The sequence below is a fragment of the Acrocarpospora pleiomorpha genome (genome assembly GCF_009687885.1).
In the GTDB taxonomy this organism is placed as follows: domain Bacteria; phylum Actinomycetota; class Actinomycetes; order Streptosporangiales; family Streptosporangiaceae; genus Acrocarpospora; species Acrocarpospora pleiomorpha.
The window spans coordinates 113,115-125,320 of the sequence record NZ_BLAF01000028.1 but is presented as its reverse complement, the minus strand read 5'-3'; the positions used below and the strand labels follow the sequence as shown (position 1 = coordinate 125,320).

The following is a 12,206-nucleotide window of genomic DNA, read 5'->3' as shown; positions in this document are numbered from 1 at the left end:
CTCCGCCGTTTTCGCCATCTCTGCCTGACTTGCTAGGTCATGGAAATACTAGTCCGGCAAAGGAGTGGCAAAACATGTTTCGACCCTGTGAGTCTTATTCGGCCTCAATCTCCCTACGTTTCCGGCCCAACCGCATCTGCAACCCCAAGATCGCAACCAACCCCGCCACAGCCGCCGCGACAACCGGCAACCCCTTGATCGACTCAAACCGATCCGCCCCCTGGGCAGACATGTGCTTCCCCATATAAGGCGGGTTGAGCAGCGGCGAAGCGCCAGGCAGGTTAGGCGAAGGCGCGATAAGCGGAATCCCAGCAGACCCAGCCCACCCAGGCGAGACCGGGAAGGAACCCATGTCCGGCGCCACCACAGGCAGCGATGGAACAATCACCGAAGGCACCGCCCCCACCCCACCCAGATCCGGCGAAGCCGGCAGACTCCCCCCACCCAAAGGCTTCTGCCCAGCACCAGGACCGACGACAGACGGCATCCCCAAACTAGGCGAAATCCCCTGCGACGCCCCCGCCCCCTGCGCCTGAGGCACCTGCCCGACGCCAGACCCACCCTGCGCATCCCGCCCGGCAACCTGCCCCTCCTGGCCACCCGACGTCCCTGAACCACTCGGCATCCCCGAACCGCTCGGCGAACCGGGGCCGCTCCGGGGCTCGGTGGCGAAGCCACGGGATGGCGGGGGCGGGCGGAGCCCGTGGGAAAACGAAGGGAGGGTGGGTGGTGGAGACAAGCCATTCGGGAAAGTGCGCTCTGACCTGCGGAAACGTCTCTACGCAGCGGCGATATCGGGCATTTGGCCCGTGGGTGGCCCGTCGATTTGGAGCACGTTTGCCCTGGTCACAGCGGTGATGTCCGAGGCGTTGAACGCCGCCTCAATCCTGGCGTTCGCCGCGTTCTCGTCAGTCTCGATCCAGTGCGCGTACACCGCGAACAAGACCTTGACCGTGTGCCCGAGCCGCTTGGCGACCTCAAGCGGGTTGACGTTGGCTGACAGCAGCGTGGAGGCGTTGGCGTGGCGCAGGTCATAGGGACGCCGCGCCACCGGCGAGGCGTACTCAGCCGCAGTGAAGGTCGCCTTACGGGCCTGGAGCCAGATGCTGGCGTAGACCCCCTTGCCGAGTTGGCCACGGTCTAGGCCGTCCCAGAACAGCCGCCCGTCATCAGCCGTGCCATGGGTGGTGATGTGCTCGCGCAGGATGGCCACCAGCACCGGGGGAATCGGGACGACGCGGACCGCCTTACGGGAGCGGTGCTTCAGGCCCCGCTGTTCGTGGTCTTCCCCGCTGTCGGTCCACATGCCGCCCACGTACGGGGCGGAGCCGCACAGGGTGAGCCGTCCCCAGCCGGTAGCGGGAAGCAGGCAGTCACCCTCACGCAGCGCGGCCACCTCAGCAGGACGGCACCCCGCGTAGTACATGACCGCGAAGAAGGCCCGCAGACGCGGCCCCCGCACCCGGGCCTGCCGCCCTGTCAGACCCAGGCAGGCCCCCAGTAGCCGGGTGACCTGGTCCCCGTCCGGGATGGTGACCGGAGAGATCTCCTCATCGCTGACCTGACGCCGCTTGCTCTTGATCGCAGGCAGCGGGTTGACCGCGAACAGCTTCTTACTGACGCCCAGCTCGAATGCGCGGTGCAGGACGGCACGCCGATGGCGGACCACCGCCGCCGCAGCCTGCTTACCGTTCTGGAGCGTGGCCATCCCCGCCAGCAGCTCACGCAGGGTGGTGTCATCGGCCAGGGCCGACACCGGCCGGGTATGGAGCTTGAGCCAGGCCAGCGCCGCCGCGATTCGGTCTGGAACCGTCTCACGCTCGCAGCGGCCGGGTACGAACGCCCAGCTGTTGAGCGCCGCCCGCAGATCCTTGTCACACGGGCGGTTGCGGCGCGCTTTGACCGAGGTTTCGAGCATGAGCATCGTGATGTCGGTCAGGTCACGCGCGGTGCCCCGCCGGGTATTGGCCGACGCGGTAGCCCATTCCCGGGAGACGAGTTCGACGACGTGATCGAACCAGAGCGCCTGCTTACGCGCCCAGGAGAGCGGCTCACCGGTTACGGCGTCCCATTCCTGCCCGACGACCTTTGCCGCTTGGGTGAGCTTGGACTGGTGGCCCTGCGCAAGGGCTTTGGTCAGGAACGAGCGACTGTGGGCGTTCTCGCCGACCCGCCAGCGCAGTTCCCAGGGCCGCTTACGGCCCTCCCGCTTGCGGATGGCCCAGAACTGGATGTCTAACGATTCCTCCATGACCCTGCCCCTTTCTAGTCGAGTTGCTGTTCCTCTAACCATTTTACCCATTCTTTGCGGGAAATACGCCTATCTCCGTTGGGAATTCGTATCGATTTCGGGCCTTTTCCAGCAGCGAGCCACTTATAGAAAGTGGATCTAGGAACTTGCAGGCTACGGCAGCAATCAGCCACCGTCATAAAGTCCTCATCGACGCTATTCCGCGCCATTCACGCCCCCACCGGGAATGCGCACACGGGCCAGTCGCGGGCCGCCCACGGGCCAGCATGAATAGCGGACCGAATTCACGAATACGCCGCCGGAAAGGGAAGGGATCATGTCCGGGCACCCCGAGTAGTGGCCGCGCCACCCCAGCGCCGACGCTGGCACCCGTGCCCCTGCATGCCAGCCGTGACCCGAGCGTGACCCCGGTTGCGAGCTGCCGGACCCTCCCGCCCGCCCAAGGGCCAGAACGATATGGAGCCTTCGGCGCGCTCTTCCCAGGCGACGCCTCCCCGCCCCCGACGCCACCGACCCGCGAGTTCCCCGCCGCAGCTCATCGACCGCTGCCCAGCGCCCGGTGACCGAGCCCCAGTTCGCCGGAACGCCGCTACTTCCTCTGACCCCGTCCCCGCCATCAGCGCGCCCACCGGCAAGCCCCGCCCGCCTCACGCCGAGACCTCCACCGCCACCAGGCCCGCCTGACGCCGTTCGATCTCGGTACGGCCCCGAACCCGTTCGGCAACCAGCCGCAGCAACCGCAACGCAGGCGACGGCAGAGACGGATCACCCGAACTCAGCCGCTCCCACACCAGATTGGCCCCCGCGTCCGCATCCCCCGCAGGTAAGCCCAGCGCCGCCACCACCCAGGCCCGACGCTCCGCCTTGTAGTCAGCCAGCGTCTTGCCCGACCACAGACGCGACACCAGGCAACGCCGCCCGCCATACCCCGCCCGTTCGCTGCGATGTGCCTTACCCCGGCACAGGCCCGGCACCAACCCCGCATGAGCGCCTTCCGGCTGGATCCCGTACCGCAGCCAGTTCGCGCACCGCGACCCGCACGGCTCCCACCGCAACACCTCAACCAGCCGCCCCAGATGAGCCCGACGAGCCCGCCGCACCCGACCCCGACCCTCCAACACCCCCGCACTGAGACTCTTGGTCAGGTATTTCGCCAGGTACCTACTGCGCGCGTCCGCATCCGGGCTGTCACCCGTCAGCCCTTGAATGTCGAGCTGGTCACCCAGCCGCACCACATGCGCCGGAACCGCGCTAGGGTCGGCCCCGATCGCGTCTAAGGCTTCCGCCCAGGTCGGCAGCACTTCACCGGTGTCGGGATCGACCCAGTCCCCGCGCACCGAGGCGTGTTCCCCCGCGTCGGCATCGGCGACCCAGACCGGCATCCGGTCCCCGTCATAGCGGACGGTGGCGATGCTTGGCCACCACACTTGGTGGTAGGTGGCCGCCGCTACCTCCCGGATCAACGCCCGGGGGATCGCCCCCCGAATGGCCAGGTGCACATGTGGAGCCAGCCGCTTCTGTGCTTCCACCGCGCCGAAGTACTGGACCTTGAACCCGGACGTGCGGCGAAGGTTCTGGATGAACCGATCCACCAGCTTGGCGAAGTGAAGAGCGTCCCGCGCAGCGCGGACGTAGTCATAGCCGTCCGGATCGAGCGGAAGGCCGTCCTTGACCCGCCCGTAGGACGGCAGCGTGAGCGTGACGAACATCGAGGGACGATGCACCCGCCCATCCCGAGCGGTGAACGACGGCCCCACCGTCGTATCCGCCATCGGCCGCGAAGGCAGGTCCGGCGCATCCTGACGACGCCGAGTGGAGCGCACCCGACGAACCCGCCCCTCTTCCTCACCCCGGACCGCGTCCCGCGCCGCCTCTTGTGCCGACGTGATCTCTGCATCCAGGTCGGCGAGCACCTCGCGCAGCTCCACCAGCGACACCCCGTCAGGAGTCGCGTCCGCACCCGCAGCCACCGCCGCATCCAGCTGGCCCCGCCATTCCTCCCTCAGGCCCGACAGATACGCGGCGTACTCCACCGCCGACATCTCACCCCCGGACCCTTCGGGGGATGCATCGGCCGACTGGTCGCCCGATTCGATGCCCGGTTCCCCGTCCGCTTCGATGCGGGGTTGGGGATCTTCGGTCAGGTGCCAGCCGTCCCGGCATTGCGCCAGCCGCAGCAGCCGGTTGGTCCGCGCGCACGGCTTGCACTGGGCTTCCAGCCGTGCCCCGCAGGTCACCTCCACCAGCCGGGCCGACCCGGTGACCGGATCAGTGACCCGGAACGGCAGCGGACGCAGACACACGCCCACCCCTGATGCGATCTGTTCGGCAACATCCAGGGACATCAGCCCGGCATCGGCCAGCATCCCCAAACCCGCTGATAACCCCGGCTCGAATCCTGTGGTGAATCCCGTAGTGGACATGGGTGCTCCCTTCGCGTGATCTCTGATTGCCTGACTTGCTGAATCGCGCATGCCGAAATCACCTCCCTTGCATCGACGTGGAATTCCGAGGCACGCGCGGGGACGCGCATGCGGACGGAGACCGGCCAGCGTGGGGCCTGTCTCACTTACACGTGATCAACGGATTTCGCTCGACATCGGGTAATCAGCGCGCTGCAATCAGTCACGCGACGGTTGGCAACCTGTGCTCCAAGGGCGCTTACTCCCGCCCGGTACGCCCGCAACGCGGGTCCGGACTCTCATTAAGGGAGCGCGCACCGTCCCCATATTGGTGATGTCTGCTACTTCTGCTACTGCCTTACCGCCCTACGCACGGCCCCGGAAGCTAGCCCGGACCGCCCGCACGATCGCTAATCAGTCATGCCCGTACAACGCACAAACCGGGCCTGGGGTTCAAGGTCAGGCCATCCATAACCAACCGGCATAACTCGGCTCTACTCCCATCTGTCAATGCCAGTGTCAACGCCCGTACCGGCCCATGGCAACCCCCGCAGGCACCGCCGCGTACGCAACTGCCGAATTTCTCTCATGTAGGTCAAGGCGGACCGCTACGCGGCCCGCACGGGCGGCAAAGCGCCGCCCTCCCCCCGGGCATGCGGGCCTCCGGCCCGGTCCCGGGGGAGCGGCAGCCGCCCGACGTTTCGACACGGAAGCCAGCCCACCAAGATCATTAAGGGTGGCGCCGCGGAACCCTTCAAGATCAACTAGCGGCCGGCGCTGCGCCCGCCTCCTTCGGCTCTCGAACCCCCGTGCCATCCACGACCATCACGACTCCACCTCTTCAGCAAGCTTGGGCCACCGGTCCGAATCCGTCACGAACGTCCCCCGATACCGCGCCCCGCCCTGCCGCTCCCCTCCCTTCCCCAATCTCTCCGCCCTGCCCCTCTTCGCCCGCGCCCGCCATCTCAGCACCGCTCCGCACGGTTGATCTGCGGATACTTCTTCCCCGGCGCAACGGTCGGCTTGCCCGTGAAGCGCACCTGACAGCCCAGCGCCAGCGGCAGCCCGGCCCCATCCCGGAACGCCCGCGCCTCCACATACCAGTGCACGCCCACGGAGTCGGTCACAAACCCGAACCCGCGCCCGTTCTCCCACCGGTTGACCGTCCCGTACCGCCACCCGTCCCGATCCCGGCCATTCCTCACAGGCTGCCCCGCCGCCTGCTCTTCGAAGGGATAGGCCAGCCGATAGCTCCGATCCTTCAGCGTCCCCGCGATCAGCTCCATCCAGTCCGGCGCGAAATCGGCCGCTGGCCCCAGCCCCGGAGCGGTGTAAACCCGCTCCCGTTCCCCATAGTCTCCCGGGTACTCCTCATAGATCGTCGGCACGATCACCCTGACGCCCTCGGCGTGCAGACGGCGGATAAGCGACAGGTGGCAGCTGTCCCCACTCACCAGCGCCACCACATCCAACGTCGCTTCCCGCGCCCGATCGGAGACCAGCCCGTTCAGCCGCGAATCGGCGTCGAGCTCGCCAACCTCGGTCATCTTCGCGTCATGACGGGTAACCCCCGACCGCCGTAACACCAGATCCCACATGGGAGCCGCCGCCCGCCCCCGGTAGTCCATCCCGTCCGGACCCGGACGGCCCAGCATGTAGTGCGCTTCCTCCACCGTGATGGCCTCCACCGGCACACCCAAGACCCGGTGCAGGTGCCAGCGCAGCATCCCGTGCACCCCGAAGAAATTCAGCTTGGCCCGCCACGGAGAATGATCGGCCATGAAATGCCACAAGTGGCTGAACCAGCCGCCGTCATAAAACACCCCCAACCGCAGACTCTCCGGACCCGTCCCCTCACCGCGCACCAGATCACTCACCGGTCAACTCACCCTCTCTCATAAACGCGCTGGGCATTTCACCACCGCGTGCCTTCTCCACCCGATCCCGCATTTCGTCGGTGGGCACACTCCAACACCGCTCAGGGAGCACGACCGTGCCACGCCGAGCCAGGATCGCCACCAGATCCCGATGAATCAGCGGACGCAAAGCGGCCCGGACGGTTTCCCTGCCGACGCCGTAATCCCGAGCCATCTCGTCACGCCAGATTCGCGCTCCTACCGCGATCTGCCGCGACCGAATCTCAAACTCCAGGCGATCGGTGATCAGGTCCCGCACGCCAAGCCTTTCCGCACGCGCGGCACCCTCCCCACCAGAGGTCACGACGAACGACCCCTTACCCTGCACCGTGTACACCAGACCACGCTCACGCAGGGCCTCATACACGCGCCGCGCACCCCAGATCGTGATGCACAAACGGCCCGCCAGCGCGCTTTCCGTAGGCAGCCCTTCCGCGTAATCGCCATCGCTGATCTCTTGGGCCAGCAGATCAGCAAACCTCGCGATATCACTCAGGTAGCCCATCCTCAGCCCCCGGTATCGCATAATCGGCACCGGCCGCCCGGTGATCGCTCACGTGGTCCATATCGCGCACCACCCAATACCGCGCCAGCCATTCCGGGGGAAAGGTCGAAAGCACCCGATCACAGCGGTAGGCCAACTGGCCCGCCCGGAAATGCCCCACGGTAGGCGTCCGATCACCGGCCACCTCACCCGCGTCCACCCACCCCTGCCTGCCCATCTCCAAGGCCGGACGCCGGTCCTGCTTCCCGCGTTCCTGACCCGCCACCGGATGATTCACCGGGATGGCGTTGAAGTCGCCCACCAGGACCCGCAACGGCCTGTCGTCCTTCCCGCCCCCACCCTCGTCCTCCTTCTCCTCACGCTCCCTCTTCATCAGCAGCTTCATGCATTCGCCCTCAGCCGCCCTGAGACTCGCCGAATCAGGCGCGCCGTGATAGTTGATGACATCGAGTTTCAGGCCGCCGCCCACCACGCACCGCAGCACATTCATGCCATGCCAAAACGGATGACCCCTGTGCCGTTCCTCGGTAATCCGCACCACATCCGGCCGGATGAACGTCACCAAATCGCAGTCATCATGCGCGGACGGCGCAAGTACCCCCCGCATACCCAAAATCTCCTCCGCCTGGTAAAGCATGCGCTTGTAAACCTGCCGGAAGAATCGGCCCTCCTGCACGCACAGGAAATGCGGACTCCACCGCGCCAGAGCCTCAAACTGCGCCACATGCCGCGCCCCCAAAGTCCCGCCCGGCACGCGTTCCCCACGCAGGTTGTACGTCATCACCCGCACACCCATCACTCGCCTTCACCTCCCTCTCGACTTGGAATTACCGATATGACTCGCGCCGCATTCCGACGATCCAAATACGCCGCGAACAGGATTTGGCCAATCCGGGCGATCATGCAGTCAAACGCGTTCACCTCCAGCGGACGCGTAGACAGCCACGCATCCTCCCCGCCCGAATCAGCCCCGGTACCCTCCATCGCGACCGCTGGCTCCCTCCTTCGCCGCAAGCACCGCGTGAGATCAGCCCGGCCGGTCTTCCCCACAGCCAGCCACCACCCTGACCCCAGCCCCACAAGACCGAGGCCGGACGCTCACACGTGGCGGAGCGGGGAACGCGTAACGCCTCGCGCATCAAACCCGCCCCGCCACGGTCGCCCCCGGCAACCCCGCATTCCGCATGGGAGCCAACTGCCATACGCGGAACTCCTCACCAGGCACGGGGGAAGCCCGGGAGGCAAGGCATACGCCGGAGGCCGTCTCACAGATCACCCCTCAGCCGCAGCACCAGCCGCAGGCGGCGATCCCCGATAGCCGGAAATCGTCGCCGCCGCCTGTTCGGCAGTCCTGACCGTCATCAGGCGCGGCTCGTCCCCGCCCTGCAGCATGAAGACCAGGTAGGTTCTCCCGCGCGGAGCCACCAGCACCCGCGCCACCTCAAGGCCTCCGTAACCGCCCACCACCAGACCCGGAGACGAGGCCCGTCTGACGGTTGCCTCCCGCATCTCCGGCACATAGGCCGTAGGCATCCCCTTGGCGAGTAGCACCCCCTCAAGGCAGCGCAACGCGTCCTCATCGCTCACCGCCCCGGCAGCGCCCGCGACCTGACCCGGCCCGCTCACAGGCCCGCCTCAAGCGTCGCGTACACGACCTTGCCGCCGGTTTTCGGCCGTCGATAGCCCCAGCCAGCCGACAACGCATCCACCAGCCACAACCCCCGCCCGCTCTCGGCATCCGGCCCGGCTTCCAGCAGCCGGGGAGGCTCACGGGTGCAGTCCCACATCTCCACGACCACCAGCCCGTCTACCTGATAGACGCTCAGACCCATCACGCCCACGCCCGCGCGTCGCCCCGCCTCCCCAACGGGCCGACTCCGGCGAACCTCCTGCGTCGCCTTGACCGCGTTGGAGGCCAGCTCACTCGCGACCATCTCCGCCGCATCGACGAGGTCAGCCCGCCCCCACTCCTCCAGCAGCCCGCGCACATGTGCCCGCGCCTCACAGACCGACTCCGGCAGCGCCACCAGGCGCAGGAACCGCTGACGCGGCATTTGCCGAACCATCCGCGCCCAGACGCCATCTCCACCGAGGTTCACCGCAAGAGCCGCCGGTACCGACATCTGAGGTAAAACCCCAGCTAAGAGCTCCGGCGAGAGATCATCTCGCCTAACGTGACGCCTGGCTCTATCGTTTGCCATGGGTCAGGATCACCTTCCTGATCAAGGGTTCGGCTGGTCGTTCGCAGCGCCAGCCGAACCCGATTTACGCTTTTAGTCCGAATCCGCCCATGGCAAAGCCAGGGGTGGGGTAATGCGAGAGCTGATCTACAGCGGGCTTCCGAGACGCCCAAGGCACGCACGCGGTCAGTCGGGAGACTGTTCCGGCATGCTGAGACAAACGGCGTCCCGATCCGCCGCTACCACCTTCGCTGTCGTGGCCATCACTCGGCGGCCCTTGAGTAGTTCGGGATCAAGCGGTAGCCCTGGGAACCAGTGTCCGCCCGTGCATGCACGCTCCACGGATCGCACCTCCATGCGATCAAAGACCCGCCCAGCGTTGAGCCACTGGGCGGGTCCGACTATTCCCTTTCGTCCTTGGGAGGTCGTCAGGGAGTCCATGGTCTTAGCGAACGCGATGCAGTCCGTTTTGGGAGTGGCCACGGCTAGTGGCCCCGCGAGGAAAACTAGGCATCAAGCGGGACGATGTAGACATTCGCAAACCATGTCTGCACGGTAGCCGCGTGGAGGTGTCCGGAGATCGCTTTATCGCCTTCGATAGCCATTACGGCATGAATGTGCGGTTGACCGTTTACGATCTCGCCTGTTCCGCTCATCTCCGCTGGTGACGCATAGTCGGTGATGATGTCTTTCGTCGCGTCGTCGGCGGGCATGGTCGAGATGCGGAAGGTGTCGACACCTCCGACCAGAGACACGATCGCCCCCGCCGTTATGTTGAGCTCAGCAACTTTCTCGGTCAAAGTTTCGATTAGTTCGCCCTTTGTAATCGCGATCAGATGCACGGGTCTACTCCGTTCAGGATCATTCCGATGGTCCGGATGTTCTCTGGAATCGGTTCAGATCGTAGAGCAGCCCGCAGGGCCGATCTTGATGCTTGCGTCTCCGCCTCTCGCAGGAGCATCGCCGAACACCACCGCGCCCCGGCGTCCTTTGGGTTGTGCAACTCTCTGATCAGGGCATCACTAGTAGGTCCTACACGGCTTCCGACAGCGTGCAGGTAGAGGTCCCGAACCTCTTGATCCCGCCGAAGCGTCATCGTGGCTGTGTTGATGAGATCGCCCGTGGAGGACTTTGCAACGATGCCACACGCATTGACTCTGAGGATGGGCGGTCCCTCGTCGAGCCAGCTCACTAAGCGCCGGACTGTACCCGCATCTTGTGATGCCAGACGCGAGATCAGCAGATCTGTTTCATGCGAGGTCTGGACAGTGGCAAGAGGACTCGCATCCCCTTCGGCAATGGAGGAGACGATCTCCACCGCCACGTCACGTGTGACATCTGGAACGAGTGAACCTAGGGCGGTAACCGCTGTTGCGACCACAAATGAGCGACGGTTCACTGATCCAAGCTCCAGCACACTCAGTTCCACACCTAGGGCCTTTGCAAGGTGGGACAGCCAGTACGTAGGGTTCCGCTTCCCGTTCTCCCAGCGTGAAACCATCTCGCGTGTGATCGTGGGCCGACCCGAGATATCACAGAGCAGCTGGGCAAGTTCCGTCTGCGACAGGCCAGCCGCTTCTCGAAGGTCCTTGATTAAGGGTCCGACCGACACAAGCCAAATCGTACGCCTCGATTCCAGGCGAAGGGAGAGAACACGACCCCGGGATGGAGAGGGAGCGCGTACGACTTGTGGGCTCCGACTCCCGGAAGCTCCAAGGCAAACCAGCACCAACCGCAACCGCCGCTGATTGCTGGTCGTGGATTATCTACCGTGCCCGGTTGGATCGCGCCGCAAAGAGTCACCCCCCGCTCCGCTTCGCTCCGCATCCCATCTCAGCACGATGGATCTCGCCGTACCCTGCACCCGCCGCCCGATTATCCGGGGTCAGACGGAACCCATCAAGCGCGGCTGTACCGGTAGGGCAACCACGACGGTGGAAGGTCACCGGCAGGGGTACACGCGAAGCCACGCTTGACGGAACCCGCCTGAAAGGCCCCGGACCCAGGCAGCTAGCGGGAGCAGGCAGCAATGTGCCACAAGCCCAGAGCCGCGCGGCACGAGGAGAGCGACGCCACCCCAGCCCCCCGCGCTACGACGATCCAGGTACCGGACCGCACGCCTCAACACGTGGGGCATCTAGCCCGTAGGCTTCATGACAGATCGGTTCTGAGCAGGGCGAAGGTCCCCCCAAATCTGGCCCGTGTGTGGCCCGCGAATAGTGAGCCATGGTGGGTTCTGGTGGATAACAGTGAGACACCCCCCGCATCCCCTAGACCGCATTCCCGCAGGTCAGACAGATGATCAGGGCTCTGACCTGGTGTCATCTGGCCACCCCCAAATAGCTTGTCTCCATGGGTGGGACAACCCCGGAACCACCGCGCGTTTCCGAGCCACCGCGTGCCTGAGGCGCACCCTGGAGAAGGGGCATATTGGGCTTTTGGCTCGCATCCGGATCACCCCGATCCGGCGGGCTCGCGGGAGCGACCATCAGCTGATCGGGCCACCTCTTCCGTTCAGACTTCTCGCGCTCATGCATCCATCGTTCAAGCGCCTGCGATTCAGCCCTTAGACGCTGGTCTTCGAGTAGCCAGGCTCGGTCCCATTTGTCCCACTCGGAGTCCTCGCGATGCTGCACGGGCGCGAACGGTTCGACGCCCGGGCCAGCGCTGATCCCCGGCGACGGTGAGGGTAGAGGTGGCGTCGGTGCGGGACCGTTGGGCAGGCCCCTCGAAGGGGTTGCCAGGGGCTCGGTAGCCGGTACGAAGAAAGGGCCAAAAGCGGGCGAAGGCGTACAAGAGGGGTCTGGGGATGGTGGGGCTGGCCAGGGGAGGACCGAGGCGGAGGGGATCGGGACGGTGGGCATCGGGACCCAGGGGGCGGGGGTCGGGATGACCGGAATGCTTGGAATGTTGACGCCCGTGATGGGCGGCGGGACGCAGGTAGGCATGCCG

The 12,206-nt window shown here is 65.9% G+C and carries 10 protein-coding genes; all 10 read right to left on the bottom strand.

Annotated elements, in window-relative coordinates:
• Window positions 1-778: 778 nt before the first annotated feature.
• The gene (locus tag Aple_RS24930; RefSeq protein WP_170321650.1) at window positions 779-2,251 is read right to left on the bottom strand and encodes a tyrosine-type recombinase/integrase; all 1,473 of its coding nucleotides are present in this window, start codon (window positions 2,249-2,251) and stop codon (window positions 779-781) included.
• 14 nt (window positions 2,252-2,265) lie between these two features.
• Complete coding sequence (locus Aple_RS24925) at window positions 2,266-2,430, bottom strand: helix-turn-helix transcriptional regulator (RefSeq protein WP_218038499.1); 165 nt, start codon at window positions 2,428-2,430, stop codon at window positions 2,266-2,268.
• 468 nt (window positions 2,431-2,898) lie between these two features.
• Window positions 2,899-4,617: a replication initiator gene (locus Aple_RS24920; RefSeq protein WP_155347106.1), complete on the bottom strand. Its 1,719-nt coding sequence runs from the start codon at window positions 4,615-4,617 to the stop codon at window positions 2,899-2,901.
• 1,001 nt (window positions 4,618-5,618) lie between these two features.
• Complete coding sequence (locus Aple_RS24915) at window positions 5,619-6,530, bottom strand: NYN domain-containing protein (protein ID WP_155347105.1); 912 nt, start codon at window positions 6,528-6,530, stop codon at window positions 5,619-5,621.
• The gene (locus Aple_RS24910) at window positions 6,523-7,074 is read right to left on the bottom strand and encodes a GntR family transcriptional regulator (RefSeq protein WP_170321649.1); all 552 of its coding nucleotides are present in this window, start codon (window positions 7,072-7,074) and stop codon (window positions 6,523-6,525) included. Before Aple_RS24910 ends, Aple_RS24915 begins: the two co-directional genes overlap by 8 nt.
• Window positions 7,058-7,855: an endonuclease/exonuclease/phosphatase family protein gene (locus Aple_RS24905; protein ID WP_155347103.1), complete on the bottom strand. Its 798-nt coding sequence runs from the start codon at window positions 7,853-7,855 to the stop codon at window positions 7,058-7,060. The genes Aple_RS24910 and Aple_RS24905 overlap by 17 nt, the downstream gene beginning before the upstream one ends.
• A gap of 491 nt (window positions 7,856-8,346) precedes the next feature.
• Window positions 8,347-8,700 (bottom strand): hypothetical protein, encoded by a 354-nt coding sequence (locus Aple_RS24900; RefSeq protein WP_155347102.1) that lies wholly within the window; start codon window positions 8,698-8,700, stop codon window positions 8,347-8,349.
• Window positions 8,697-9,128: an ATP-binding protein gene (locus Aple_RS24895; RefSeq protein ID WP_155347101.1), complete on the bottom strand. Its 432-nt coding sequence runs from the start codon at window positions 9,126-9,128 to the stop codon at window positions 8,697-8,699. Before Aple_RS24895 ends, Aple_RS24900 begins: the two co-directional genes overlap by 4 nt.
• 632 nt (window positions 9,129-9,760) lie before the next feature.
• On the bottom strand, window positions 9,761-10,096 hold the full coding sequence (locus Aple_RS24890; protein ID WP_246264757.1) for a PCC domain-containing protein: 336 nt from the start codon (window positions 10,094-10,096) through the stop codon (window positions 9,761-9,763).
• Window positions 10,087-10,866, bottom strand: coding sequence for a helix-turn-helix domain-containing protein (locus Aple_RS24885; protein ID WP_170321648.1), 780 nt, complete (start codon window positions 10,864-10,866; stop codon window positions 10,087-10,089). The genes Aple_RS24890 and Aple_RS24885 overlap by 10 nt, the downstream gene beginning before the upstream one ends.
• Between the last annotated feature and the right edge of the window lie 1,340 nt (window positions 10,867-12,206).

Excerpts from the sequence above, each read along its gene's own strand:
- Aple_RS24930 (WP_170321650.1), bottom strand. The coding sequence starts at position 2,251 with ATGGAGGAATCGTTAGACATCCAGTTCTGGGCCATCCGCAAGCGGGAG.
- Aple_RS24925 (WP_218038499.1), bottom strand. The coding sequence starts at position 2,430 with ATGACGGTGGCTGATTGCTGCCGTAGCCTGCAAGTTCCTAGATCCACT.
- Aple_RS24920 (WP_155347106.1), bottom strand. The coding sequence starts at position 4,617 with ATGCTGGCCGATGCCGGGCTGATGTCCCTGGATGTTGCCGAACAGATC.
- Aple_RS24910 (WP_170321649.1), bottom strand. The coding sequence starts at position 7,074 with ATGGGCTACCTGAGTGATATCGCGAGGTTTGCTGATCTGCTGGCCCAA.
- Aple_RS24905 (WP_155347103.1), bottom strand. The coding sequence starts at position 7,855 with ATGACGTACAACCTGCGTGGGGAACGCGTGCCGGGCGGGACTTTGGGG.
- Aple_RS24895 (WP_155347101.1), bottom strand. The coding sequence starts at position 9,128 with ATGCCGCGTCAGCGGTTCCTGCGCCTGGTGGCGCTGCCGGAGTCGGTC.